General features: G+C 60.5%; 23 protein-coding genes and 3 pseudogenes. 14 read left to right on the top strand and 12 right to left on the bottom strand.

The features are described 5' to 3' along the window. Positions 1–212 precede the first annotated feature (212 nt). The 3 genes from SB725_RS26880 to SB725_RS26870 all read right to left on the bottom strand — a co-directional run bounded on the left by SB725_RS26880 (position 213) and on the right by SB725_RS26870 (position 3,812). Positions 213–1,538, bottom strand: a complete 1,326-nt coding sequence (locus tag SB725_RS26880) for an OprD family porin (RefSeq protein WP_027925461.1) — start codon at positions 1,536–1,538, stop codon at positions 213–215. A 139-nt stretch (positions 1,539–1,677) separates the two neighbouring features. After that, positions 1,678–3,027 (bottom strand): gluconate:H+ symporter, encoded by a 1,350-nt coding sequence (locus SB725_RS26875; protein ID WP_027925460.1) that lies wholly within the window; start codon positions 3,025–3,027, stop codon positions 1,678–1,680. A 200-nt stretch (positions 3,028–3,227) separates the two neighbouring features. After that, positions 3,228–3,812, bottom strand: a complete 585-nt coding sequence (locus tag SB725_RS26870; protein WP_410922842.1) for a hypothetical protein — start codon at positions 3,810–3,812, stop codon at positions 3,228–3,230. Positions 3,813–4,395: 583 nt separating this feature from the next. Here SB725_RS26870 and SB725_RS26865 point away from each other — a divergent pair. The 4 genes from SB725_RS26865 to SB725_RS26850 all read left to right on the top strand — a co-directional run bounded on the left by SB725_RS26865 (position 4,396) and on the right by SB725_RS26850 (position 9,026). Beyond that, entirely contained in the window at positions 4,396–4,758 is a 363-nt protein-coding gene (locus tag SB725_RS26865) for a DUF6124 family protein (RefSeq protein ID WP_027925458.1), read from the top strand. 231 nt (positions 4,759–4,989) lie between these two features. Continuing rightward, positions 4,990–5,490, top strand: coding sequence for a sigma-70 family RNA polymerase sigma factor (locus SB725_RS26860; RefSeq protein ID WP_059182462.1), 501 nt, complete (start codon positions 4,990–4,992; stop codon positions 5,488–5,490). Positions 5,491–5,530: 40 nt separating this feature from the next. Further along, positions 5,531–6,505: a FecR family protein gene (locus SB725_RS26855; protein ID WP_410922841.1), complete on the top strand. Its 975-nt coding sequence runs from the start codon at positions 5,531–5,533 to the stop codon at positions 6,503–6,505. A gap of 97 nt (positions 6,506–6,602) precedes the next feature. After that, the gene (locus tag SB725_RS26850) at positions 6,603–9,026 is read left to right on the top strand and encodes a TonB-dependent siderophore receptor (protein WP_027925455.1); all 2,424 of its coding nucleotides are present in this window, start codon (positions 6,603–6,605) and stop codon (positions 9,024–9,026) included. Positions 9,027–9,085: 59 nt separating this feature from the next. On the opposite strand, the gene SB725_RS26845 is transcribed toward SB725_RS26850, so the two are convergent. Continuing rightward, entirely contained in the window at positions 9,086–10,237 is a 1,152-nt protein-coding gene (locus SB725_RS26845; protein ID WP_027925454.1) for an MFS transporter, read from the bottom strand. Between the two features lie 165 nt (positions 10,238–10,402). On the opposite strand from SB725_RS26845, the gene SB725_RS26840 reads away from it, so the two are divergent. Continuing rightward, positions 10,403–11,395, top strand: a complete 993-nt coding sequence (locus SB725_RS26840; RefSeq protein WP_410922839.1) for a diaminopimelate epimerase — start codon at positions 10,403–10,405, stop codon at positions 11,393–11,395. 103 nt (positions 11,396–11,498) lie between these two features. Here SB725_RS26840 and codA read toward each other — a convergent pair whose 3' ends face one another. The 4 genes from codA to SB725_RS26820 all read right to left on the bottom strand — a co-directional run bounded on the left by codA (position 11,499) and on the right by SB725_RS26820 (position 15,401). Further along, positions 11,499–12,743, bottom strand: coding sequence for a cytosine deaminase (gene codA / locus SB725_RS26835; protein ID WP_410922838.1), 1,245 nt, complete (start codon positions 12,741–12,743; stop codon positions 11,499–11,501). 101 nt (positions 12,744–12,844) lie between these two features. After that, entirely contained in the window at positions 12,845–13,669 is an 825-nt protein-coding gene (locus tag SB725_RS26830; RefSeq protein WP_027925451.1) for an alpha/beta fold hydrolase, read from the bottom strand. Positions 13,670–13,880: 211 nt separating this feature from the next. Then, positions 13,881–14,237, bottom strand: coding sequence for a 6-carboxytetrahydropterin synthase QueD (gene queD, locus SB725_RS26825; RefSeq protein ID WP_081744008.1), 357 nt, complete (start codon positions 14,235–14,237; stop codon positions 13,881–13,883). 84 nt (positions 14,238–14,321) lie between these two features. After that, positions 14,322–15,401, bottom strand: a complete 1,080-nt coding sequence (locus tag SB725_RS26820; protein WP_027925449.1) for a patatin-like phospholipase family protein — start codon at positions 15,399–15,401, stop codon at positions 14,322–14,324. A 264-nt stretch (positions 15,402–15,665) separates the two neighbouring features. Between SB725_RS26820 and SB725_RS26815 the strand changes: the two genes are divergently transcribed. The 4 genes from SB725_RS26815 to SB725_RS26800 are packed head-to-tail and all read left to right on the top strand — an operon-like array spanning position 15,666 to position 18,261. Further along, the gene (locus SB725_RS26815) at positions 15,666–15,974 is read left to right on the top strand and encodes a PepSY domain-containing protein (RefSeq protein WP_027925448.1); all 309 of its coding nucleotides are present in this window, start codon (positions 15,666–15,668) and stop codon (positions 15,972–15,974) included. Beyond that, positions 15,974–16,279, top strand: coding sequence for a PepSY domain-containing protein (locus SB725_RS26810; RefSeq protein WP_027925447.1), 306 nt, complete (start codon positions 15,974–15,976; stop codon positions 16,277–16,279). Before SB725_RS26815 ends, SB725_RS26810 begins: the two co-directional genes overlap by 1 nt. A gap of 3 nt (positions 16,280–16,282) precedes the next feature. Beyond that, positions 16,283–16,951: a response regulator transcription factor gene (locus SB725_RS26805; RefSeq protein WP_027925446.1), complete on the top strand. Its 669-nt coding sequence runs from the start codon at positions 16,283–16,285 to the stop codon at positions 16,949–16,951. Next, on the top strand, positions 16,948–18,261 hold the full coding sequence (locus SB725_RS26800; RefSeq protein WP_027925445.1) for a sensor histidine kinase: 1,314 nt from the start codon (positions 16,948–16,950) through the stop codon (positions 18,259–18,261). Before SB725_RS26805 ends, SB725_RS26800 begins: the two co-directional genes overlap by 4 nt. 126 nt (positions 18,262–18,387) lie before the next feature. Here SB725_RS26800 and SB725_RS26795 read toward each other — a convergent pair. Both SB725_RS26795 and SB725_RS26790 read right to left on the bottom strand, forming a co-directional pair. After that, positions 18,388–18,909 (bottom strand): annotated as a pseudogene (locus SB725_RS26795) (methyl-accepting chemotaxis protein); the annotation flags it as partial. Positions 18,910–19,245: 336 nt separating this feature from the next. Next, a pseudogene (locus SB725_RS26790) lies at positions 19,246–20,316 on the bottom strand (HAMP domain-containing protein); the annotation flags it as partial. 464 nt (positions 20,317–20,780) lie between these two features. Between SB725_RS26790 and SB725_RS26785 the strand changes: the two are divergent. The 3 genes and pseudogenes from SB725_RS26785 (at position 20,781) to SB725_RS26775 (ending at position 23,975) form a co-directional block, all read left to right on the top strand. Further along, positions 20,781–22,097, top strand: coding sequence for a Na+/H+ antiporter family protein (locus SB725_RS26785; protein ID WP_172825985.1), 1,317 nt, complete (start codon positions 20,781–20,783; stop codon positions 22,095–22,097). Positions 22,098–22,292: 195 nt separating this feature from the next. Beyond that, positions 22,293–23,117 (top strand): annotated as a pseudogene (locus SB725_RS26780) (cache domain-containing protein); the annotation flags it as partial. Between the two features lie 36 nt (positions 23,118–23,153). Beyond that, complete coding sequence (locus tag SB725_RS26775) at positions 23,154–23,975, top strand: methyl-accepting chemotaxis protein (protein ID WP_371258961.1); 822 nt, start codon at positions 23,154–23,156, stop codon at positions 23,973–23,975. Between the two features lie 107 nt (positions 23,976–24,082). Here SB725_RS26775 and SB725_RS26770 read toward each other — a convergent pair whose 3' ends face one another. Both SB725_RS26770 and SB725_RS26765 read right to left on the bottom strand, forming a co-directional pair. Beyond that, the gene (locus tag SB725_RS26770) at positions 24,083–24,352 is read right to left on the bottom strand and encodes a short-chain dehydrogenase (RefSeq protein ID WP_123432459.1); all 270 of its coding nucleotides are present in this window, start codon (positions 24,350–24,352) and stop codon (positions 24,083–24,085) included. Then, positions 24,349–24,633: a DUF3077 domain-containing protein gene (locus tag SB725_RS26765; RefSeq protein ID WP_410922837.1), complete on the bottom strand. Its 285-nt coding sequence runs from the start codon at positions 24,631–24,633 to the stop codon at positions 24,349–24,351. Before SB725_RS26765 ends, SB725_RS26770 begins: the two co-directional genes overlap by 4 nt. Before the next feature lie 391 nt (positions 24,634–25,024). Here SB725_RS26765 and SB725_RS26760 point away from each other — a divergent pair, with 391 nt between their 5' ends. Continuing rightward, a complete protein-coding gene (locus tag SB725_RS26760; protein ID WP_081744006.1) occupies positions 25,025–25,531 on the top strand; it encodes a PAAR domain-containing protein in 507 nt (168 codons plus the stop codon). Then, positions 25,531–26,226 (top strand): hypothetical protein, encoded by a 696-nt coding sequence (locus SB725_RS26755; RefSeq protein WP_027925439.1) that lies wholly within the window; start codon positions 25,531–25,533, stop codon positions 26,224–26,226. The genes SB725_RS26760 and SB725_RS26755 overlap by 1 nt, the downstream gene beginning before the upstream one ends. The last annotated feature ends 31 nt before the right edge of the window (positions 26,227–26,257 follow it).

The raw sequence follows: 26,257 nt of genomic DNA, 5'->3' as shown, positions 1-26,257 counted from the left end.
GGCCCTGGGGCTGATGTCGTCGGATTGCAAATTGCACGAAGCAGGGCGCCGGCATTTCTGCCGGAATACTTGAAGCATAATCAGCTTCGTGCAGATATCCACTCGCCAGCCCACCGCCCTCCAATCAACGACCGAAACGCGACCCCCTGTAGCAGCTGGCGAAGCCTGCGTCCGGCTGCTACAGGGGGCGTTTGTTTCTCAACCGGCGGTGGTTACAACAGCGAGATCGTGTAGTTGACGATAAAGCGGTTTTGATCGACGTTGCGCCCGGCATCGGTGTTGGACTTGGCGTTGCGCACGGTGAAACCGAGCCCCTTGAGCGTGCCCGATTGCAGCACGTAGTCCAGGGTCATGTCGCGCTCCCACTCGGACTGATCGCTGGCGTTGCGGGCCTTGATGTCCGTGCCCTTGAGGTACACCACCGACGCCTTCAACCCCGGCACGCCCAAGGGCGCGAAGTCATAGGTGTACTGACCGAAGTTGGTCTGTTCACCGGCGCGGGCAAAGTTCTGGATCATCTTGTCCGTGGGCAGGTAAACGCTGCCGCCACCGGCGCCCTTGTCCACCAGACTGCCCTGGTTGGGCTGGACGAAGTTGCTGCCATCGCTCACCTGTTGATGCCCCAGCGACACCGAGTGGCCGCCGTTCACGTAGGTGATCATCGCCGCCCAGGTGTTGTTGTCGATCTCGCCGTTGTTGTCCTCGGTGTAACCCGACATGCCGTAGCCTCGGGCCCGGCCGGCGGCGCTGCTGTTGGCGCCGGTCGACGTGGTGTTGAAGTAGCGCAGGTCAGTGGTGAGGGAGCTTTTGCCGTCAATCGGCAGAACGTGGACCAGCCCGAGGAAGTTCTGGTTGTAGAACTCTTCCAGCTGCGCGAAGTAGTACTGGGCCTTCAAATCCTTGGTGATGTTGTAATCACCGCCAGCGTAGTAGAACTTGTTACTGTCCTGCGTGGCGCCGGGGACCGACAGGCCGGTCCGGTCTGTCGAAGCTCGGCCGACCGCGTGTTCAAGCACGCCGCTGGTCAGCGTCAGATTTTCAATGTCGTTCGAAGTGATTTGGGCACCCGTGAATGACTGCGGCAATACGCGCGCATCGTTGGCGATGAGGATCGGTAACTTGGGCAGCAAAGTGCCGTAGCGAAACTCTGTCTTGGAGATGCGCATTTTCGCCGTCGGGCCGAAGCTGCTCCAGGCGCCCACTGCACCGTCGCCATCGGTGGGGATCATGCCGCTGCCGACGTGGCGACCATCGCCGCTGTCCAGTGTGATACCGAGCAGCGCCTGCGCATCCAGGCCGAACCCTACCGGACCTTGGGTAAACCCCGACTCGTAACGCAGCACAAAACCCTGGGCGGTCTCCTCGGTTTTCGAAGGCGCGGCGGTGCCGTCGCGGTTGTCGCTGTTGAAATACAAGGTGCGCATCGACAGGGTGGCTTTGCTGTCTTCCAGAAAGCCGTGCGCGGCGGTGTCTGCGGCCTGCGCGCACAGGGAGCTGGCGGCCAGCAAGAGGGCGGTGGGGACGGTTCGGTTGTACATACGGTGCTCCTGATGATTTCTTATGATTTTTGGAGAGTCGCCGCCACCCCGAAACCGGCGCGCAGAAGGGCGCGCCCGATGAACGACCTGAGCATCAGGCCGTCGGGGTGACGTATTTTTTGAGTCGATTGGCGCGCGGTTAAATCAGGTAGGAAAGGCCCACGGTCAGGCCGAAAGCGACCACGGAAATAATGGTCTCCAGCACCGTCCAGGTCTTGAAGGTCTGGGCCACGGTCATGTTGAAGTATTCCTTGATCAACCAGAAGCCGCCGTCGTTGACGTGGGAAAAAATCACCGAGCCGGCACCGGTCGCCAGCACCAGCAATTCCGGGTGCGGATAACCCAGCCCAATCGCCACCGGCGCAACAATCCCCGAAGCCGTGGTCATCGCCACCGTCGCGGAACCGGTGGCAATGCGCATCAACGCGGCGAACAGCCAGCCCATGATCAACGGCGACAAGTGAAACTCGTGGGCCAGGCTGACAATCTGGTCGGTGACGCCGGCGTCCACCAGAATCCGGTTCAGGCCGCCGCCGGCGCCGACCAGCAAGGTGATGCTCGCCGTGGGTGCCAGGCATTCATTGGTGAATTTTAGAATCGATTCACGGCTGAAGCCTTGGGCAATACCCAGGGTCCAGAAGCTCAGCAAGGTCGCCAGCAACAGGGCGATCACCGAGTTGCCGATGAACAGCAAGAACTGGTTGAAGCCGCTGCCCGGCGTGGAAATCAGGTTGGCCCAGCCACCGATCAGCATCAACACCACCGGCAGCAAAATAGTCGCCATGGTGATGCCGAAGCCCGGCAGGCTGTCGCGCGGTTCGCGGTCGAGGAACTGGCGCTCCAGCGGGTTTTCCGCCGGCAATTGAATGCGTGGCACGATGAATTTCGCATACAGCGGCCCAGCAATGATCGCCGTCGGAATGCCGATCAAAATCGCGTACATCAAGGTCTGCCCGACCGACGCCCCATACACCTGCACCGCCAGCATCGCCGCGGGGTGCGGCGGCACCAGGGCGTGAACCACGGAGAGGCCGGCGACCATCGGCAAACCGACCATCAGGATCGACACGCCGACGCGGCGCGCCACGGTAAAGGCAATCGGCACCAGCAATACAAAACCGACTTCGAAAAACAGCGGCAACCCGACCAGGAACGCAATGCAGACCATCGCCCAGTGCGCGTTCTTCTCGCCGAAACGGTCGATCAAGGTCCGCGCCACCTGCTCGGCGCCGCCGGACTCGGCCATCATCTTGCCGAGCATGGTGCCCAGCGCCACCACCAGCGCGATATGCCCCAGGGTTTTGCCGACGCCCGCCTCGTAAGCGCCGACCACGCCGGACGCCGGCATCCCGGCCAGCAAGGCCAGGCCGATGGACACCAGGGTGATGACGATGAAGGGATTGAGTCGGTAACGGGCGATCAGCACGATCAGCGCAATGATGGCGATGGCGGCATACACCAGCAGCCAATAGCCGAAGGACAGGGTCATGCGGTACTCCTCGAAAGGGTCACGTCGAATGGATTGTGAAACTCTTAAAACATTTCGAGAGGTGATTTTCAAACGAGACGAAAGTAATTTTCGTGGAGGGATAAGGCTTGTCGCACAGAGGTACGGGTTGTCGTTGTTTTTGAAATTGGGAGAGGCGGATTTTCATCCTGCGGGGCGCGGATTCAGCGGGGGAGTCGAGGTCAGATAACGGCGCAGCAGCAATAAGCGAGGGCCAGCAAAGCGGCGACGGCAAACGCGCCTAACGCCTTGGCCATGGCATGGTGCGCCGGCGGCACAGGCTCGAGCGGGGGCTGCCAGAAGGGATCCGATAACGCTGTGCGTTGATCGTAGTGGTGGCGAATGACCTTGTAGGTGTATCGCAAGCCAATCAGCAGCATCAGCACAATCATGCTGAGTATTGCCCTGCACATCAGGACAGGAATAGCGCCGGACTCCATTTCCTGCAGGCACGCCGCGCTGTTGACTTCCAGAACGCTGATTTGCCCGGTCTGCATATTGGGTTGCCGGGCACCCACGTGAATTGCCGACGGTTGTTCCAGTTCAACAGCCTGATACTTCCACAGGGTGGTCGAGCCTTCCCGGCAATAGGTGAACGCGACGGGGTCAGGCGCCGCCACGATGCACGCGTCGTTGATATTGAGCTTCTTCAGTGTCTGATCGGCTGACCGGGTGAAATCCAGGTCGAAGACAGGAATGATCCCGGTGGCCGAAGCGCCCACCGAAAACAGTACGCCGCCGGCGAAACTGATTGCCGAAACCTTCAAGGTGATTTTTCCTTGTTTTTCATCAGCATAGTGAAAAGCGCACAGAGCGTGGCTCCACTTGATTCGATGAGTCTAGAAGGCGGCTGGCAGCAGGCAGTGTGGCTGCAAAAAAAGCGTAGAAAATGGCCGAAATGCCACTCGTTCCCAGTCAGGCGCCAATCTGCCCGGTTTACAAATTTTGTGATCATTGCCGACCCTGTGGGAGCGTGGCTTGCCCGCGATGGCGGCCTCAAATCGGAGTGCTGTTTAAAGGTGTTTAAGGATACTTCCTGAAAGCTACAACGCCTTGCGCCATTCCCTACGACTACGCCAGAATCCGCCGGCTTGTGTGCTTTGGACGCCCTCGGTAACTTGATTCCCGTCACTGATTCCCAGTGATCGGGTTTAGTAGCCCGAGGATATGAAGGCTGCACAAGCGTCTGTCAGACAGGTATTTCCATGCCTGTATTTGATGGTGGCTGTGCGCAGGGCGTCCTCGGACGCGCCGGCTTTTCCTTCGTTCTCCGGTCTACTAACCTGCGTACAGCCGCCACCCCTCGTATTAGTAGCGAGGCGTGGCTGCCCGATAAGGACGAAGGTAAATATGTTCAAGGTAACGCCAAATCCGCCAGACACAGATCCGGCATCCCCCTACGAATCACTCGATTCAAAGAAGCTCCACGAAGCCGCCGAACGCGCCCTCGATCACTACCTCAACCCAGGCGCCATCAAATCCCCGGCGACCCGCAAACCCAGCACGATGTTCATGCTCGCACCGAATCTGCGGGACGAAGACCTGTTGGCCCACACCTGTGAAACATTGGCCCAGGCCAGTGTCATGACCAGCGACTTCGCGGGGTACCTGGAAGGGCCGCATCGGCATACGGCCATGGCGATCCAGCAGATCATCATGCTGGCCGAACTGGCGGCGAACCGGATGATGGATAACGTTGAGGTGCCGACGTAACCATCAGAGACCGCGTTATCGTTCTTCGCGAGCAGGCTTGCTCCCACAGGGGAATGCAATCCACTGTGGGAGCGAGCCCGCTCGCGATGGCGGCATGCCAGACAACATCACTCTCAGATCCGGAAGCTCCCCAACCAGCCGATCCACCTGCCGTTAGTTCGACGTGTAATCCATTGCCTCCAGTTAATAGGAAGCATTACTATTCGCACCCCATCCCCACAGCACACCGCAATGACCCCCAAGCTGCCCCGCAGACACGGCTTTTTCGAGCATTACGAAGAGTTGGTTGGCACCTGGACCCGTCGCCTGAGAAATCGTCAGCAGGCCGAGGATCTGGCCCACGACACCTTCGTGCGGGTGCTTGAGTCGAATTCGGCGGCGGTGGAGCAACCTCGGGCCTATTTGCACCAGACCGCGCGCAACATCGCGGTGGACGGTTATCGGCGGGAGGATCGAAGGGGCGCCATGGAGTCGCAGGCGAATGATCTCAGTGTGTCGTCGACCGGCGACCCGGAGCAGTACATGCAGGCGATCCAGTTGGCTGATTCCATCGAGCGGGCGCTCACCGAGTTGCCGCTCAATTGCCGCAAAGTGTTTGTGTGGCAGAAGATCGAAGGCCTGACCCAGGCCGAAATCGCCGAACGCCTGGGCCTGTCAAAGAACATGGTGGAGAAGTATATGATCCGCACGTTGCGGCACCTGCGCGACCGCCTTGACGGGTTGCAACCATGATTGGCAGCGCCTTCTCATCCCCAGGCCAACAGGACCTTCCATGATGGATACTCGTGATTGCGCGTGCGGGCATACAACCGTTCGGGACGACGCGGCGCGCTGGTTTGTGCGGATGCAGGAACCGGCGGTGGACGTCGTTGAATACCGGCGCTTCGAGGCGTGGCTCGGCGAACACCCTCAACATCGAGAAGAATTCGAAGCCCTTCAAGGCGTGTGGACGGCGGCTGACCTGCTGCCGGCCGCACGTTTGCAAGCGTTGTGTGAAACCCCGCCGGCGCGACGCGCACGTCAGTCGTGGATGCGTTACGCGGTGGCCGCGAGTGTGGTGGCTGTGGCGCTGGGTCTGGGCTTGTTCAGTGGTTTGAATCACCCGGCGACTTACACCGCCGAATATTCCACTGCGTTGGGCGAACGTCGTCATGTGGCATTGCCTGACGGCTCGGTGATCGACCTGAACAGCCGCAGCCGCGTTCAGGTGCGCTTTGAAAAAGACCGGCGCGGCATCGAGTTGATTGAAGGCGAAGCGATGTTCAGCGTCGAGCACGACACCCGCCGGCCGTTTGTGGTTGATGCTGGCAACGGCCAGGTGACGGTCACCGGCACGCGTTTCGATGTGCGCCGCGATCTCAGCGAAACCCGGGTGGCGGTGGAGCAGGGCACGGTCAAGGTTCAGGGGCAGGGCGTCGATTTCGTCAACCTGACCGCCGGCCTCGGCACGCGCATTGATGCCCAAGGGACTGTCGCGACAGCCTACGCCGTCAACCCGGCAGAACTGACCGCGTGGCGCAGCGGCAAACTGGTGTTCAACAACGCCAGCCTCAGCGAGGTGGCGGCGCAAGTGTCGCGTTATCGCGAGAAGCCGCTCACCGTCGGGAACGACAAAGTTGGCAATCTGCGCCTGACCAGCGTGTTCAAATCCGACAACACCGACGCACTGCTCAAGGCCCTGCCGAGCATCCTGCCGGTGGCTGTGCGCACCCTCGACGACGGCAGTCAGGAAATAATCTCAAAATAAATTCAGGTTTTTTTCGAGTTCATCGTCTTCTTGTCCAACTGCAACTGGTTTGCATTAACAAACGCATATGTTTGCGATCCACAGGACATTGTTCGACGTGAATAACACCTCTGCCAAAAACAAGAAATCCCATTGGTTGCCGCTGGCGCTCGCCTTGGCGGTCAACGCTGCGCTGCCTCAGGCGTTCGCCGCCGGTGGCATTCATATTCCGGCGCAGCCATTGGGCGAGGCTTTGAGTGAGTTGGGCCAGCAGTCTTCGTTGCAGGTTTTTTTCAGTCCTGATCTGGTCGCCGGCAAACAGGCTCCGGCCGTCGACGGCGACATCTCGCCGGAACAGGCTTTGCGCCAATTGCTGCAAGGCAGCGGTCTGGACTACCAGATCAATGAAGGCTCGGTGACCCTGACGCCGGCAGCCACTGCCGCCGCCAACGGCCCGCTTGAACTGGGCATGACCGACATCAAAGTGGTCGGCAACTGGCTCGGTGATGCCGACGCCGCCGTGGTGCAGAACCATCCCGGCGCGCGAACGGTGATTCGTCGCGAAGCTATGATCGAGCAGGGCGCGATGAACGTCGGTGATGTGCTCAAGCGTGTGCCGGGCGTGCAAGTGCAGGACGCCAACGGCACCGGCGGCAGCGATATTTCCCTGAACGTCGGCGTGCGCGGCCTGACTTCGCGCCTGTCGCCGCGCTCCACCGTGTTGATCGACGGCGTGCCGGCCGCGTTTGCGCCGTACGGCCAGCCGCAATTGTCGATGGCGCCGATTTCCTCGGGCAACCTCGACAGCATCGATGTGGTGCGCGGCGCCGGTTCCGTGCGTTACGGGCCGCAAAACGTCGGTGGCGTGATCAACTTCGTGACGCGCGCGATCCCGGAAAAAGCCACCGGTGAAATCGGCACCACCCTTGAAACTTCGCAGCACGGTGGCTGGAAACACATCGACACCGCGTTTGTCGGCGGCACCGCTGACAACGGCATCGGCATGGCGCTGTTGTATTCCGGCGTCAACGGCAACGGTTACCGCGAAAGCAACAACGGCAACGACATCGACGACGTGATCCTCAAGACCCATTGGGCGCCGACCGATGTCGACGATTTCAGCCTCAACTTTCACTACTACGACGCCAGTGCCGACATGCCCGGCGGCCTGACGCAGGCGCAATACGACGCCGACCCGTTCCAGTCGGTGCGCGACTATGACAACTTCAGCGGCCGCCGCAAGGACGTGTCGTTCAAGTGGGCGCGGCAGATCGACGACCGCACCCAGGCCGAGGTACTGACCTACTACACCGACAGTTTTCGCGGCAGCAACATCGCCGCCCGCGACCAGAAAACCCTCAGCTCGTACCCGCGCACTTACTACACCTTCGGCATCGAGCCACGGGTGTCCCACGTGTTTGATGTGGGTCCGACCACGCAGGAAGTCAGCGTCGGTTATCGCTACCTCAAAGAAGCGATGCACGAAGAGTCGAGCCGTGTTGCGCTGGTGAACAATCAGCCGGTGTTGACGCCGTCCTCTGACGGCCATGTGTTCCAGGATCGGACTGGCGGCACTGAAGCCAACTCGGTGTACATCGACAACAAGATTGACGTCGGCAACTGGACCGTGACCCCGGGGATCCGCTTCGAACACATCAGCACTGACTGGCACGACCGTGCGGTGCTCGACACCGCCGGCAAGCGTGTACCGGAGAAAAACCGCAGCATCGAAAGCAACGAGCCGCTGCCGGCGCTGAGTGTGATGTATCACGTATCCGAAGAGTGGAAGCTGTTCGCCAACTACGAAACTTCGTTTGGCAGCCTGCAGTATTTCCAGCTCGGCCAAGGCGGCATCGGCGACAACACCGCCAATGGCCTGGAGCCGGAAAAAGCCAAGACCTACGAGGTCGGCACGCGTTACAACGATGGCGCGTGGGGCGGGGAAGTGACGCTGTTCTACATCGACTTCGATGACGAACTGCAATACATCAGCAATGACGTGGGCTGGACCAACCTTGGCGCGACCAAGCACCAGGGGCTGGAAGCGTCGATGCATTACGACTTGGCCGCGCTGAACCCGATGCTCGATGGCCTGACTGCCAACGCCGGTTTTACCTACACTCGCGCGACTTATGAGGGTGAGATTCCCGGCTTCAAGGGCCGTGACCTGCCGTTCTACTCGCGTCAGGTGGCCACCGCCGGGCTGCGTTACGACATCAATCGCTGGACCTACAACCTCGATGCGTTTGCCCAGTCCAAGCAGCGTTCGCCGGGCACCGGTGTGAACGCCGATGGCAGCTTCAACGGCAACTACATCACCGAAGGTTCGGCGGACGGGCAGTTTGGCGATATTCCGGGTTACGTGACGTGGAACGCGCGCGGTGGCTATGACTTTGGTTCGCAGTTGTCGAACCTGAAGCTGGGCGCCGGGGTGAAGAACATCTTCGACAAGCAGTATTTCACCCGGTCCAGCGACAACAACTCGGGGATGTATGTGGGGGCGCCGCGGACGTTCTTTGTGCAGGCTAGTGTGGGGTTCTAAAAACAAACCTGTGGCGAGGGGGCTTGCCTCCTCGCCATAGCAAGCCCTCTCACGACAATTCAGGCTTTTAACACTTTGCCGCCAATGGCCACCGCCACCAGCAGCAGCGCCATCAACCCAAAGGCAAAACTCAAACTGCTGCCATGGGCGATAAACCCGATTAACGCCGGACCGGCGAGGATCCCCGCATAACCCAACGTGGTAATGGCCGGCACGGCGATGTGTTCGGGCATGACGGTCTGTTTGCCGACAGCGGTGTACAGCACCGGCACAATGTTCGAACACCCCGCACCCAACAATGCATACCCCACCAGCGCCATCTCCCAGGTCGGTGCGAACGTGGCCAACGCCAGGCCCGCTGCGGCCGTCAGTCCACCGAACACCATCACCCGCGTGGAACCCAGATGCCGGACAATCCGGTCGCCGGTCAAGCGCCCGGCCGTCATGGTCAACGCAAACGCCGCATACCCCAGCCCCGCGTACGCGGTATCGATCCCGCGTTCCTGCGTCAAAAACACCGCACTCCAGTCGAGCGCCGCGCCTTCGGCGAGGAATACGATGAAGCACATTCCGCCAATAAACAGCACGATGCCATGGGGCACCGCAAACGCCGGGCCGGTGCTTTCGCTGCCGTAAGGCAACAGGTGCGGCGCCGCTTTCAGCAGGGCCAGCAGCAGCACTGCAATCACCACCAACATCGCGCCCAACGGTGAAATCCCGAGGCCGAGCAAGCCGCTGACCCCCGCGGCGCCGACGATCCCGCCGAGGCTGAACATCCCGTGAAACCCCGACATCATGTTCTTGCCGCTGGCCCGTTCGACGATCACCGCTTGCAGGTTCACCGTCGAATCCACCGTGCCCAGCCCGGCGCCAAACATGAACAACGTGGCGATCAACGCCGGCACTGACGACACCGTCGCCAGCAACGGCAAGGCCGCACAGATCAGCAACGTCCCGCCCGCCGCCACGCGCCGGCAGCCGAAGCGTGACGCCAGCAATCCGGCCATCGGCATCGCCAGAATCGACCCGACCCCGAGGCACAACAGCAGCAGGCCGAGCGTGCCTTCATCCAGCCCGGCCCGCGCCTTGGCGTACGGCACCAGCGGCGCCCAGGCGGCGATGCCGAGACCGGCGATGAAGAAGGCGATGCGGGTGGACATCTGCTCCAGACGGCCAGGAACAAATGAGGTTGGGGTCTTGAGGCTGGTCATATCAATCCTTGGCAAAAAACGTCGCGTCCCCAAAGGACACTGACTGATCCCGCGGGTTCTATCAGTGTCCGCAGCAATTCGCGGTGAGGCAGGTTCACATCCTTGCACAGGCTGTCGCGGTTTCGCGATATCGTCGACCCATTGATTGTTCCGACAGGAGGCGACATGACGCGGATTTACGATGCACGGGGCAATATTTATATCGTCGTGGCGCCCGAGGCTGTGCGCGATAGCGGGATCGATCTGCCTCAACGGGCTGACCTTGCCGCGCAAACCCGCGAGCAGTGGGCGGTTGCGGCCATCAAGGCATTTTGTGGCTGGGCCCCCGGCACTCAGCCCCCCGGCAGCAAGGACCATCGCAGCGACGGTTTGCTGGTCGGGCCGTTTCAATCGGCGCCGCCGTATGACCTGCTGATCGTCAATACCGACGGCACCTTGGCCGAACGCAGTGGCAATGGGCTGACGATTTTCTCCCAGTCGCTCAGTGAGCAGGGCTTGATGCCGGAGGAGGGGGCGTGCCTGCTGCGGGTTCATCACGACAAGACGGACACGGTTTCGCCGGGGGAGACATCCGTGAAACCGGCGGAAGTCGATGGCGTGCAAGGGTTTTGGCTGGACCTGGGAAAGCCGACGTTCGGGCCGCAAGCCGTGGGCGCGCAGGGGGTTGAGGATGGGCTGTTGAACGGTCGGGACGTCAGCCATGTCGCGCCCTTGGCGGCGTTGGATCCTGCCTGGAACCGCAGCCAGTTTGTGCGCGTCGGCAATCCACATTGCGTGACGCTGTTAGAGGACGCTGCTGCGTTGCCGAGCAATGCGCAGATGCGTGAATCACCCTTGGCTGAAGGGTTGCTGCGGATTGCTTACGCCATGCCGGCCGGGGCCGGTCAGCCGTGTCCGGCGGGGGTGAATGTGCAGTGGGCGATGCTTGAATCCGAAGGCCGGGTCGCCGCGCGAGTGTTTGAGCGCGGGGAGGGGCCGACGGCATCTTCGGGCACCAGCGCCAGTGCGGTGGCGTGTGCGGCGTGGCGGGTCGGTTGGGTTTCGGCGGGGGAGGTGGACGTGGTGATGCCGGGCGGCACGGCGCCGATTTTGCTGGAGGAAGTGGCGGGGGAATTGAGTCGGGTCAGGCTGTTTGGTACGGCTCGGTTGAAGCGGTGAACTCAAGAAAGCTATCGCGGGAGCCACGCTCCCACATTTGGAATGCATTCCACTGTGGGAGCGTGGCTTGCCCGCGATGAGGCCATCAAAGTCGACGCGGTTTTCAGCTCAGACCACTGAACTCCACCACCGGCATCGTCCGCTTCATCAGCAACTTGCCCCCGCGCACCGAATACAGCGGCAAGCCCTGGCTGCGAATCACCTCGTAGTCACTGTCCGCCGAGAGCACCAGCAAGTTCGCCGGACGGCCCGCTTCCAGGCCATAACGATCACCGAGGTTCATCGCCTTGGCGCTGTTGTCCGTCACCAGGTCCAGCGCACTTTGCAGGTTGCGATACCCGAGCATGTGGCAAATGTGCAGCCCGGCTTCGAGCACTCGCAGGATGTTGCCGTTACCCAGCGGATACCACGGGTCCACGATCGAGTCCTGGCCGAAACACACGTTCATTCCGGCTTCGAGCAACTCGTTGACCCGCGTCACGCCACGACGTTTCGGGAAAGTGTCGAATCGTCCTTGCAGGTGAATGCTTTCCGTGGGGCAGGAGACAAAGCTGATCCCCGAATGCCCGAGCAAGCGGAACAGTTTGGCGCAGTAGGCGTTGTCGTAAGAACCCATCGCCGTGGTGTGGCTGGCGGTGACCCGCGAACCCATGCCGCGGCTGCGCGCCTCTTCGGCCAGTACTTCGAGGAAGCGTGAATGCGGGTCGTCGGTTTCGTCGCAATGCACGTCCACCAGGCAACCGGTGCGCTCGGCCAGGTCCATCAGGAATTTCACTGAACTGACGCCCTGATCACGGGTGTACTCGAAATGCGGAATGCCGCCGACCACATCGGCGCCCATACGGATGGCTTCCTCCATCAGCTCGCGGCCATTGCGGTACGACTCGATGCCTTCCTGCGGGAACGCGACGATTTGCATGTCGATCAGGTGACGGCTTTCCTCGCGCACCTCGAGCATCGCCTTGAGCGCGGTCAGCTGCGGGTCGGTGACATCGACGTGGGTGCGCACATGCTGGATGCCGTGGGCGGCGAGGGTCTGGATGGTTTTCCTGGCGCGTGTCCTGGTGTCTTCCTCGGTGATCGTGACCTTGCGCTCGCCCCAGCACTCGATCCCTTCGAACAGCGTGCCGCTCATGTTCCAGCGCGGCTCGCCGGCGGTCAGGGTGGCGTCGAGGTGAATGTGCGGTTCGACGAAGGGCGGCACCACCAGGTTGCCACCGGCATCCAGATCGTCGGCCCCCAGGGTCGGGGCTTCGGTCTGTCGGGCGATGGTGCGGATCAGGCCGTCTTCCAGGTACAACTCATGCAGGCCATCTTGGTTGCGCAGGCGGGCGTTGATGATGTGCATGAGGCGAGTCCTTTGGGTTGATGACTCTAAATTAGCGCGGCAGTGGCGATCCTTGCCAGTGCCGCGTGACGAAACACAACACAGCCCTTGTAGGAGTGGGGTCATTGAGTCAGGGGCAGGAACCGCAGCAACGCCGCGACGATGGCCTCGGGCGCATCCTCCTGCACCAGATGCCCGGCATTGGGAATCGGATGAAACTGCGACCCCGGTATCAGCTGATGCAGCGCCCGGCCGCGTTCGATGGGGATCCACTGGTCGTCCTCGCCCCACAGAATCTGCACCGGGCACCGAATGCTCGGGTACAACCCTTGAGCCTCGCGGGTATAGCGCTCATCCATCTGCGCAATCTGCCGGTAGAACGCCGCTTGCCCCGGCTCCCCCAGCCACGGCCGCACGTAGGGCGCGAGTTCTGCTTCGGGGATGTCGCGTTTGATCGCCCCGCGAATGTAGGCCGGGACGATGGCTTGTTGAATGTAATCGGGTACGCCACTGAACGCCGCTTCATGCTGGCGCACATGCTGCACGAACGGTGAGCCCCACGGGGTCAGCGCCACGGGGTCGATCAATGTCAGGCTGCGGTAATCCTTGCCGTTCAGCAGGTGCGTGCGCAGTGCGGTGGCGCCGCCGAAATCGTGAGCCACCACGTCGGGCTGCTCGATGGCCCAGTGATCGAGCAAGCGCGCCAGCAACTCGTTCTGCACGCCCAGCGACACGTCACCGTCGATTTTCTCCGATTGGCCATAGCCCAACAGGTCGAAGTAGTACACCCGGTGGGAGGCAATGAAGTGCGGGGCGATGCGGTGCCACACGTAGGAAGAGAAGGGCGTGCCATGCACGAACACCAGCGGCGGGCCGTCGCCGTGCACGGCGTAGTGAATGCGGTGCCCGTTGAAGCGGTATTGGCGGTCCAGCAGCCAGTCAGCCATGTGCGTGTCCTCTGGGGCGAGGCAAAAAGCATAGGCATAAAAAAGCCACCGATGAAGGTGGCTTGATCATTCACTGACGAAACGCAGTGCCCATTGTGGCAGCGGGCTTGCCCGCGATAGCGGTGTGTCAGTCAGTACATGAGCTAACTGGTACACCGTTATCGCGGACAAGCCCGCTCCCACAGGGATTCGTGTTGGCTGTTGGAGTGGGTTACTCGCCGTGATAGATGCAGCCGCTGGTGCAGGTTTCGTGGATGCGGATCGCGCTGAGTTCCGGCAACAGGGGCTTCAATTCATTCCAGATGAATTTGGCCAGCACTTCGCTGGTCGGGTTTTCCAGGCCGGGAATGTCGTTCAGGTAGTTGTGGTCCAGGCGCTCGTAGAGCGGCTTGAAGATCGCCTTGATTTCCGAGAAGTCACGGATCCAGCCGGTGTGCGGGTCGAGGTCGCCACTCAAGTGGATCGCCACTTTGAACGAGTGACCGTGCAGGCGACCGCACTTGTGGCCTTCCGGCACGTGGGGCAGGCGGTGGGCGGATTCGAACGTAAACTCTTTGAAGATTTCCACAGTGATTTCAGCTCTGTCAGGTGGCGATCGCCGCGGCGATGTGGGCAGGCGGCGAGTTTACCAGAGCTGCAGGCGAAACACTGACTAAAGGGTCAGCAAGCGCTCGCCGAGGCGACCATTGGCGGCCAGTTCGAGGAACTCGTCACCCAGGCGTCGGCTTTCTTCCATGGCGGCGCGCCAGTATTTCTGCCGCGCCGGCGCATCGCCCATGAAACGCTTGAAATCGTTACGGTCCGGCAGTTTTCCGTAGGGCAGGCGCGTCAGATACTCTTTCGACGGCGCCAGCAGCAGAACATCCTGCAGGCGCGCAGGGCAGGCGCGGCGCCAAGGCAAAGTCTTGTCGAACCACCCGGGAATCACCCGGTCGGTGAAATGCGGGTACAGCACGATGTCGTTGCCGCTGTAGGGCAGGTCGAGGTGATAGTCGAGCAGTCCGCCGTCGCGGAATGTCCCCGCGCCGGCGCCGGGCAAGTCGCGCACGCCTTCCATCACCATCGGGATTGAACCCGACGCCAGCAGCGCCTGGCGCAGGTTGCCGGCGTTCAGCGCAACAAAGCGCGAGGGGAAGTCATTCAGCGCATTGACCGGCGGGGCCAGGCGCGGGTCGTGGATGATCAGCCGTTCGAAATGCCGCGACAGCCGCGCGCGACCGCGCAGGTTGTCGGCGATCACTGATCCCAACGCCAGCCCCAACCGACCGCGATGATCGTCGGCCAGGTTACCGTGACTTTTGACCACCATGATGTTCAGTCGGTAATTCGCGTTGTTCAGGATCGAGGCGTCGCGGCCGTCGAGCAATTCATCGAGCATGCGCTGCGAGCTCTGGCTGATCTGCGCCATGGTCACGCCCTTGGCGAAATTCTGCTCGGTGTACAAATGCCCGAGACGCCGGATGCCTTCGGCAGCGTCCGGCAGGCAGGCACTGGCGAAGCGCCAGGAACCGACCGAGGCGCCAATCAGCGAGCGTTCGCGGGGGGCGGCCGGCAGCCATTCGCCAAACAACGCCAGGTCCAGCCCTTGAATCCCCAACGCCTTCGGGCCACCGGCGGCACCGGGTAGCGTGCCGACGTCGGCGGCGCTCAAGCCGTCTTTACGGATGCGCGCCAACGCACGCGGGCCGGCCTTGAGGGTCAGGGAGGGGAACTTGATGTGGATGGCGGTCATACCGGTCTCGATGGTTGGCAAGCGCAAGATTATAAACAGGCAGCACGGTCATTGTAGGAGTGAGTCTGCTCGCGATAGCAGTCTCAAATTCAACACTGACGGTGACTGATACACCGCTATCGCGAGCAAGCGCGCTCCCACAGGGTTTTTGAGCAGGTCTGTAATGTCGTGTTGCCATCTTTCATGATGGCAATTCAGTTTCAATTAAGTTCAGCTCGCTAAGGTGACCTTCGTAGGCAACACATAAAAAATACGGAGACACCCATGAAAATCCTGACTGCCCTGTCCGCCGCCTCGATCATTGCCATGACCGCCAGCCTCGCCCACGCCCGTGACCTCGGTCCCGACGAAGCCCTGAGGCTGCGTGACGCTGGTACCATTGTGTCTTTCGAGAAGCTCAACGCCACGGCTCTGACCAAACACCCCGGTTCGACGGTGACCCAGACCGAACTGGAAGAAGAGTATGGCAAGTACATCTATCAGGTTGAGCTGCGCGACCCACAGGGCATCGAGTGGGACCTGGAATTAGACGCCGTCAGCGGCCAGGTTCTCAAGGATCATCAGGATACGTAATGAAGGTGCGTTCATTTTCACGCATGGCGCTGGTGCTGCTGGCGTTTTGCTCGGCGGTTTTGGCCCGCGACCTCGACCAGGACGAAGCCCTGCGCCTGCGCCAGCAAGGGGTAATCCTGCCGCTGGAGCAACTGCTGCAGCAGGCGCTGGATCGCTATCCCGGTTCCAAACTGCTGGAAGCCGAGCTCGAAGAAAAGCACGACGTCTACATTTATGAAGTCGAGTTGCTGACCGCCGAGGGCGTGGTCCGCGAGCTGGACATCGAGGCCGTCAGCGGCCGTTTACTCAAAGACAAGGAAGACTGATCGATGCGATTGCTGCTGGTGGAAGACCACGTGCCGTTGGCCGACGAACTGATGGCCGGCCTCAATCGTCAGGGGTATGCGGTGGACTGGCTGGCCGACGGTCGCGATGCGGTCTATCAGGGCAGCAGCGAGCCCTACGACTTGATCATCCTCGACCTCGGCCTGCCAGGTTTGTCGGGGCTTGAGGTGCTGACGCAATGGCGAGAAGGCGGTTTGTCGACGCCGGTGCTGATTCTCACCGCACGCGATTCGTGGGCCGAGCGCATCGAAGGCCTCAAGGCCGGCGCCGATGATTACCTGACCAAGCCTTTCCACCCGGAAGAATTGCACCTGCGGGTTCAGGCGCTGCTGCGTCGTTCCCACGGCCAGGCCAATCAGCCGACGCTCAAGGCGGCCGGGCTGCACCTTGATGAGGGCCGGCAGTGCGTGACCCGCGATGGTGCCGACATTCAGCTGACCGCCGCCGAGTTTCGCCTGCTGCGCTACTTCATGCTGCACCCCGAACAGATCCTCTCCAAAAGCCACCTCGCCGAACACCTCTACGACGGTGAAACCGAGCGCGATTCCAATGTGCTGGAAGTTCACGTCAACCACCTGCGCCGTAAACTCGGTCGTAGCGTGATCGAAACCCGCCGCGGTCAGGGTTACCTGTTCGGCGGGGCTGCTCAGTGAGGTCGATCCAGCGCCGCTTGAGCCTGGGACTGATCAGCGTCATGGTCGTCGTCGGCCTGGTGCTGGCGCAAACCAGTCTGTGGCTGTTCGAAATGGGCTTGCAGCGCTACCTCGAAGCCGGGTTGCGCGACGACAGCGAAAATTTGCTGGTGGCGCTGGTCCGTGGGCCGCAAGGCTTGCAACTGGATGAGCGGCACCTGTCACCGGCCTATCAACGTCCGTTCTCCGGGCATTACTTCCGCATCGATTTTGCCGACAGCCATTGGCGCTCCCGTTCGCTGTGGGATCAGGAGTTGCCACGGCTGGAGCATCCGGGCCTGCACAGCAACCTGCAATTGGGGCCGGAAGGGCAGCAGTTGCTGGTGTTGCGTTCCGACTATCGACGCCTTGGGCAGTCCATCTCCATCAGCGTCGCGCAGGATTACACACCGGTGCGCGAGAGCTTCAAACGCATGCAGCAAGTGGGCTTGGGATTGGGGCTGGCCGGGTTGCTGCTGATTTTGCTGTTGCAACGCATCACCGTGCGCCGCGCCTTGCGCCCGCTGGAAAAGGCCCGCGAACAGATCGCCCAGTTGCAACAAGGCCAGCGTTCGCAACTGGATGATCAGGTCCCGGTGGAACTCGAGCCGCTGGTGGCGCAGATCAACCATCTACTCGCGCACACCGAAGACAGCCTCAAGCGTTCACGCAATGCCTTGGGCAACCTCGGGCATGCCTTGAAAACCCCGTTGGCGGTGCTGTTGAGCCTGGCCTCCAGCGAAAAACTCGACGCTCATCCCGAGTTGCGCAAGATCCTCAAGGCGCAGCTGGAACAGGTCCAGCAACGCCTCAATCGCGAACTCAACCGCGCCCGGTTGTCCGGCGACGCGCTGCCGGGGGCGTTGTTTGATTGTGATGGAGAACTGCCGGGGCTATTGGCGACGCTGAACATGATTCATGGCGAGCACCTGGCGCTCAGCTACCGCGCACCGGCCGGGCTGCAGCTGCCTTGGGACCGTGAGGATTTGCTCGAACTGCTCGGTAACGTGCTCGATAACGCCTGTAAATGGGCGGATGCCGAGGTTCGTTTGAGCGTGATCGAGACAGCGGGCGGGTTTGAGTTGAGTGTAGAAGATGATGGGCCGGGGATTCCCGAGGAGCAGCGGGCGCAAGTGTTCAGTCGCGGTACGCGGCTGGATGAACAGACGGATGGGCACGGGTTGGGATTGGGGATTGTGCGCGACATCGTCGACACGTGGAGCGGGGTGCTGCGGCTGGACGAGAGTGAGTGGGGCGGGTTGAAGGTCGTGATCGAACTCCCAAAACGTTGAGTGACCTGTGGGAGCGGGCTTGCCCGCGATGGCGATGTAACAGTCAACATAGATGTCGGATGTTATGGCCTCATCGCGGGCAAGCCCGCTCCCACATTTTGATCTTCTGCGGATGAAATAACTGCGTTAAACCCGGAACTGGTCCATCAGACTCTGCTGCTGATTCGCCAGGCTGTTCAGCGACTGGCTCACCCGCGCCGACTCATTGGCCTGCCCCGACAGCGACTCCGTCACGTCGCGAATCGTTGCCACGTTGTTGTTGATCTCTTCCGCCACTGCACTCTGTTCTTCCGCCGCTGAAGCAATCTGCAGGTTCATGTCGCTGATCACCGTCACCGCATCGCCGATCTGACGCAACGCAGTCACGGCCTGGCTGACTTGCTCGACACTGCCCTGAGCCTGACGATGGCTGTTGTTCATCGAACCGACAACGTCCTGGGTGCCGCTCTGCAATTGCTCGATCACCAGGCGGGTTTCCTCGACCGACTCCTGAGTGCGGCGTGCCAGGTTGCGCACTTCATCGGCGACCACGGCAAAACCGCGTCCAGCCTCACCCGCACGGGCGGCTTCGATGGCGGCGTTGAGGGCCAACAGGTTGGTTTGTTCGGCAATCGCGCGAATCACTTCCAGCACCGAACCGATCTTCTCGCTGTTCGCCGCCAGCCCTTCGACTTGCACCATGGCCGCGCTCATGTCGGCGGCGAGGTGGTCGATGCTGGTGGTGGTCTGGTCGATCACGGTCAAACCGCGGCGAGTCGCCTGATCCGCGTCCTTGGCTGCCTGTGCGGCTTGGGCGGCGCTGCGGGCAACGTCCTGGGCGGTGGCGCTCATTTCGTGGGACGCGGTGGCGACCTGATCGACCTGACGGTATTGCTGCTCCATGCCGGCGCTGGTCTGGGTGGCGATGGCGGACGACTGGTCCGCCGTGCTGCGCGCGTCCTGCACCGAGCGTTTGACCTCGGCGATGATCGGTTGCAGCTTGTCGAGGAAGCGGTTGAACCAGCCGGCCAACTGGCCCAGTTCGTCCTTTTTGTCATAGGCCAGGCGCCGGGTCAGGTCGCCTTCGCCGCTGGCGATGTCTTCCAGCATGTGGGCCACGCCGAGGATCGGTTTGGTCACGCTGCGGGCCATCAGCCACACCAGCAACAGGCCGATCAACGCGGCCAGCACGCCGAGGCTGAGCTCGACCAGGGTACCGGTGGTGTTGCTGTCGTCGAGTTGTTTTTTCAGGATCTCGGCCGGGCCGACCAGGACTTTTTCCGGCACGTCGAGCAGCACGCCCCAGGATTTGCCGCCGGGAATCGGCTGGAACGGCGCCAGCACTTTCAACTGGTGATCGTTGTGCAGGCTTTCGGTTTTGCTGCTGCTGGCGAGCATGCGGATCAGCTCGGCGCCGTCGGCCTTGTCCACGGTGTCCAGGCGCTGGCTGAGTTTGCTGGCGTCGGCACTGTAGCCGGCGAGCAAACCGACCGGGCTGAGGATGCTGACGTTGGTCTGGCCGTCATAGAGCTTTTTGCTCGCGCTCTGACTCATGGCCTGCAGGCTGTTGAGGTTGATGTCCACCGACAGCGAAGCGATCACTTTACCGTTGACCATCAGCGGAAACACGATGCTGGTCATCAGCACGTTCTGGCCGTCGATCACGTAGAAGTACGGTTCGATCACGCACGGCTTGAGCGAGGTGCGCGGGCAGGTGAACCAGGCGTTGGCCGGTTCGCCGCTGGGGCCGGTGCTGGTGTCGGCCATGTCACTTTCCGGCAGCGCCATGGATTTCACTTTGCCCGGCGTCGGCTGGGACCAGTACAGGGCGAAACGGCCCTTGTCGTTGCTGCCGAGCTCCGCCTGGCCGGTGAACAGTTCGTCCTTGCCGTCCAGTGCGTTGGCTTCGAACACCAGCGACAGGCCGAGCAGCTCGGGGTTGGCTTGCAGCGCCGACTTGACCTGGCGGGTCAGGTCTTCACGCAGGTCGAAGGCGTCGAGAAAGCGCTTTTCGGCCTGATCGCGCAGGAACAACACCTGACGCGAGAATCCATGGCCATATTGATAGGCGTCCATGAACTGCTGACGAATCAGCAGCGCCTGGTTTTCACCCTGGGATTCGATCCGCGCCTGGGCGGCTTCGTTGAGCATCTCCATGCTTGAGGCTTTCACCATCGCGGAGCTGTGCTCCATGCGGTACAGCGAAAGACCCACCAGCAGGGTCACGATGCCGGCCAGGCAAAGCCCGGCCAGCAGGGTGATTTTCCATTGGATGGAAAGTTGTCTGAGTGACATGGAGACGTCCTTTATTCGATAAATATCTGAGACTTTGCACTGTAACGGCCGTGATCCGGCTTTCTTTATCCATGCGCTCAAATAAGACACGAAACAAAATTTGCTACGGGGATGGTGTTCACTTTGACAAGGCGCCGGTGCTGCGGCACAGTGCGCGCCCTCTAATAAAACCCATTACTTAATCCGCTGGCGGCTCTTCGCAGACTGCCGGCTGAGCTCATTTCGCTTGCCTTGAGGTAACGATGATTAATGCTGTAATCGCCGCGGTCGGCATCATGCTGATCCTCAGCCTGTCCCGTGTGCACGTAGTGATCGCGCTGATTGTCGGTGCGCTGGTGGGTGGCCTGACCGGTGGCCTGGGCATCGACGCCACGCTCAAGGCCTTCAACAGCGGCCTCGGCGGCGGGGCGACGGTGGCGTTGTCCTATGCCTTGCTCGGCGCGTTCGCCGTGGCGATTGCCAAGTCCGGCATGGCCCATGCCCTGGCGGACAAGGCCCTGGCGATGGTCGATCGGCAGCACGCCAGCGGCGGCGGGCAGGTCAAGTGGCTGCTGATTGGTTTGCTGTGGGTGGTGGCCATCGCTTCGCAGAACATTCTGCCGATACATATCGCCTTTATCCCGCTGCTGGTGCCGCCGCTTTTATACGTGCTGACCAAGCTGCAACTGGATCGCCGGTTGATTGCCTGCGTGATGACCTTTGGTTTGATCACCCCGTACATGTTCCTGCCGGTGGGGTTCGGCAACATCTTCCTCAACGAGATTCTGCTGGCCAACGTCGCCCGCAGCGGTGTGGACATTAGCGGCATCAACGTCACCCACGCCATGGGCATCCCGGCGCTGGGCATGGTGTTCGGCCTGGCAGTGGCGTTTTTCAGCTACCGCAAGAAACGTGTCTACGACCTGGCAAAAATCGAGCAAGTCGAACAGGTCGCAGTGCAGTACAACCCGCTGAGCCTGATGGTGGCCGGCGTGGCCATCGTGGCGGCCTTCATTATCCAGTTACTGCTGGACTCGATGATCATCGGCGCCCTGGCCGGGTTCCTGATCTTCTCGGTCTCCGGCATTGTTAAGTGGCGTGAAACCGACGATTTATTCACCGAAGGCATGAAGATGATGGCGATGATCGGCTTCATCATGATCGCCGCGTCAGGCTTTGCCGAAGTGATGAAAGCCACCGGCCAGGTGCAGACGCTGGTGGAATCTTCGGCCTCGTGGATCAACCACAGCAAGGGCATCGGCGCGTTGCTGATGTTGCTGGTGGGCTTGCTGGTGACCATGGGCATCGGTTCGTCGTTCTCCACCGTGCCGATCCTGGCAGCGATTTTCGTGCCGTTGTGTGTGCAGCTGGGGTTCAGCCCGCTGGCCATCGTCTGCATCGTTGGCACGGCCGGCGCCTTGGGTGATGCCGGCTCGCCAGCCTCGGACTCGACGCTGGGCCCGACCTCGGGCTTGAACATCGACGGCCAGCACCACCACATCTGGGACACCGTGGTCCCGACGTTCCTGCACTACAACCTGCCGCTGCTGGCGTTTGGTTGGGTGGCGGCGATGGTTTTGTAAACACCACCGATCAACTGTAGGAGTGAGCCTGCTCGCGATAGCGGTATGTCTGTCACATAGATGTTGGATGTGCTGCCGTCATCGCGAGCAGGCTCACTCCTATAAGGGACCTCATTGCCCCGGTAGCTCAACTTTTGGCCCGGCGTGCCGTTAAAGCTTTTAACCACGCCAACAAAACCAAAAGAGTGAACCGTCATGCGCATGAGCCTGAAGGCTAAAGTCCTGTCCCTTGCCGTTCTCCCGGTGTTGCTCTTTGCCCTGGTTATCAGCCTGACCACACTGTTCGTGCTTCAGGAACAGGCGCACAAGGAAGTCGAGGAAACGCGCCAGCGCCTGCTCAACGACGCCAAGGCCACCCTGCAAAGCTACGTGGCCGTGGCCATGACCACCATCAAGCCGCTCTACGACGCCGCCGCCCCCGGCGATGACGCCGCGCGGGCGCAGGTGATCAAGTTGCTGTCGAGTATCACCTACGGCAAGGAAGGCTACTTCTTCGGCTACGACTCCAATACGGTTCGCCTGTTCAAGGCCAACAGCCCCGAAGGCGTGGGCCAGAGCTTCAAGGACAACCGCGATCCGAACGGTGTCTACGTCAACCGCGACCTGGTGAAAGTTGCCAAGGACGGGACGCACTACCTGCAATACAGCTCGCCACTGCCCGGCAACACCCAAGTGCTGGTGCCTAAACTGGGCTACACCGAATACCTGTCGAAGTGGGACATGGCGGTGGGTACGTCGGTCAACCTAGACGGCATCGAAGCGCAAGTCGCGCTGGTGGAAGCCAAGGTTCAGGAGCGCATGGAAGGCGTGCTGCTGAGCATCGTCGGGATTGCCGTGGTGGTGCTGTTGGTGATCGCGGCCGTCGGCCTGCTACTGGCCAACACCATCCTGCGCCCGCTGAACATGATGAAAGCCAACCTCGATGACATCGCGGCAGGCGAGGGTGACCTGACCCGTCGCCTGACCATCACCAGCCAGGACGAACTCGGTGAACTGGCCGGCTCGTTCAACCGCTTTGTTGACAAGATCCACAGCCTGGTGCGCCAGATCACCGAAATGACCACGCAACTGACCGGGCTGGTGAATCAGGTGTCCGATCAGGCCCAGCGCTCGGACCAGGCCATGGAGCGTCAGCGTCACGAGACCGATCAGGTCGCCACGGCGATCAACGAAATGTCGGCGGCGGCGCAGGAAGTGGCGAAAAGTGCACAAAACGCGGCAGTGGCGGCGCAGCAGACCGACGAAGAAGGTCAGGCGGCCAAGCGCGTGGTGGCGGGCAGCATCGTCAAGATTCATGCACTGGTGGACGACATCCGCAGCAGCGGCGTGTCCCTGGACAGCCTGCAAAAAGACGTGTCGTCGATTGTCAGCGTCCTTGGGGTGATCCGTTCGATTGCCGATCAGACCAACCTGTTGGCGCTCAACGCTGCCATCGAAGCAGCGCGCGCCGGTGAAGCCGGCCGTGGTTTTGCGGTGGTGGCTGATGAAGTGCGGGCGCTGGCCAGTCGTACGCAGATCAGCACCCAGGAAATCCAGAGCATGATCGACCGCTTGCAGGCTGGCACCCAATCGGCGGTGGAAGCCATGCGCCGTTCCAGCGAAGCCGGTGACGGCACGTCCGCCCAGGCCAACGAGGCGGGCGCCTCGCTGGACACCATGGCGCAGTTGATCGGCACCATCAACTCGATGAACGCGCAGATCGCCAGCGCTGCGGAAGAGCAGACGGCGGTGGCCGAAGAGATCAACCGCAGCGTGCATCAGATTGCGGTGGCCGTGGACAACGTGGCGGATGAAACCCAGCTCGGCGCGCAGACTTCACGCAGCCTGGCAGACCTCGGCCAGCGCCTGGGCAAACTGGTCGGCCAGTTCCGTATCTGACACCACATATAACCTGTGGGAGGGAGCTTGCTCGCGATAGCAGAGTGTCAGCCAACATCAATGTTGGATGTGCCGCCCTCATCGCGAGCACGCTCGCTCCCACGAGGTTAAACCACCGCAGCCCGAATCTGTCGTCCCAAGACATCCATCACATCACAACCATCGCGCAACAACATCGCCGCAGCCTTCGCCAATTGCTGCACATCAGCCCCTTTGGCCCGGGTTATGTCCAGACTCGCCAAGCTTTCCATCATCTGCGTCACAGTCAGAAATCGTGAGGCGGCATTGCTGTGCAAGACATCCAGCGGTGCCTGAGTGGAAACAAGTAAAACCGGAACATCACTCTCGTTGTTGGTCATCGGCATATGCGGGTTCATGCATCACCTTCTGATTTTGCCGCGTGCATGCCGTCGATGGAGGCTTGAACCAATGAGCGTGCGGTGCCGAGCATTTGCTGGCTGGCCCAGCGTAGCGAAGCGCCATGTTCCGGCCGTGTGGCGGTAGGGGCTTGATGGGCGAGAGCTTCTGCGCAACTGAGGTAGACCGAGGCGTGTTCGAGGGCGTCGAGTAGCGGGATGCCGGGTTGAACGGCGAACAGGTGGTGGTCGACGTGATCGCAGGGGGCGAAAGGGGTAAATTTTGTAGTTGGATTCGTCATAGGTGAAGCTCCGTGAAAGTTCAGAAGAGCTGCCACGAAAACGCCGTCAAACGAATTAGGGTGGCAACTGTGCGCGGGTTGACGGACCGGTCTCACGAACCCGGCGCACCCGAAAGTGCCCCACGCACAGTCGCCATATGCAATGAGCGGGCACAGAGGTGCTCGAGCAAAGGAAGGCTATGCGCGTCGTAAGAATGTCAGGCCGTCAAACCCGATCACGAATGAGTCGTGACAGGTGCGAGGATAGGGAGTGGGGCCAGGGCAGTCAACCGGAGGTAGGTCGGAAACAGCCGCTTTGCTTGTCGGTATTTTCCGGAACCGATAGCGGCGCGAAATACTGGATCAGGATCATGTACTATTCGCGCTTCTCGATGTTCAAAGGAGAGAATTCATGGCAGGAAAGCCAGTAGCGAGACTTGGAGATCCAGGCAGTCACGGCGGAGCAATTACCACCGGATCAAGCCCTATTTTTGTCAATTCCCTACCTATCGCCTTGGTAGGCGACACCTACTCATGCCCCATACACGGCAGCAATCCCATAACAACGGGTGCTCCCCACGTTTTTGGCCTTGGGAAAGAAGTGGCACATGTTGGGTCGAAAACGGCATGCGGGGCCACAATCACAGCCGGCTCCCCCGATACATTTGTTGGTAACGCTGGCTCCAGTAGTACCAGTAGTTTTTTCTCTGAGTTTCTGAAAGAAAGAACCTTTGTTGAGTTTCAACTGCTCAATGAAAAAGAAGAGCCGATTCCCCATGAAGAGTATGTGTTGACACTTTCTGATGGTGTCGTGGTCACTGGTGTTCTTGATGGTGAAGGGTTTGTGCATGTTGCAAATGTTCCTCGCGGAAGTTGCAGCATTAAATTTCCAAAACTTGAAGATACGGAACATCTTTAATGGTTCAGCCTACGAAGACATCTGGTACAAAGCAGGCTGCGAAAAACACGGGAGCCTCAGGTAAAACCACAAAAACAAATACCTTGGTAGTGTCTGGCGCTTATATGGAGATTCTGATCGGTGGTCCATATACACATAATGGAGTTGATCAACCCTTCGGACATGCGGCAATTCATGTTGTGGTGAGTAACAAAAATATCACCTATGATTTTGGCCGGTACGGAGACGTCTGGGGGCCTTTCGATAGTGAAGGCGAGGCCATTTTAAACGTATGGTCCAATTTCAAGGCTTATGTGGCTTCAGAGAAGAGCCTTGGTCGGACAACTACAGGTTTCGTCTATTTTTTGGAGAACTCCAAAGCAGAAGCCGTAATTGCTCATTATGATCAGTTGCTGTCAACAAAAATAAAGATCAAAAAAACAACTGATAACTACGTGCGGTATTTGCTACCCGGCTCCTATCTACCAACGACTAACAATTGCACGACAGTTTCACTGGAAGGGGCAAAAGTAACAGGTAAGAAAATCGTATCTGAACCTTCCAAGTATATGGATTTGAGAGGGCTTTCATGGGAGAAGAAAATAGCATCCAAAACTCAGTCGAGGACGGCGGACGGCATTTTTATGCCCATGGACGTTCAAGCAATGCTAGAGGGGAATACGGAGGCGCGCTATGACAAGAAAAATGTCTATTAGTAAAAAAACGGGCCTTTGGTTAATTGCAATA

The sequence above is a fragment of the Pseudomonas sp. SIMBA_041 genome (genome assembly GCF_046535095.1).
Classification (GTDB): Bacteria; Pseudomonadota; Gammaproteobacteria; order Pseudomonadales; family Pseudomonadaceae; genus Aquipseudomonas; species Aquipseudomonas mucoides.
Note: the sequence above shows the minus strand (reverse complement) of the source record. Positions and strands in the feature narration are given on the sequence as shown.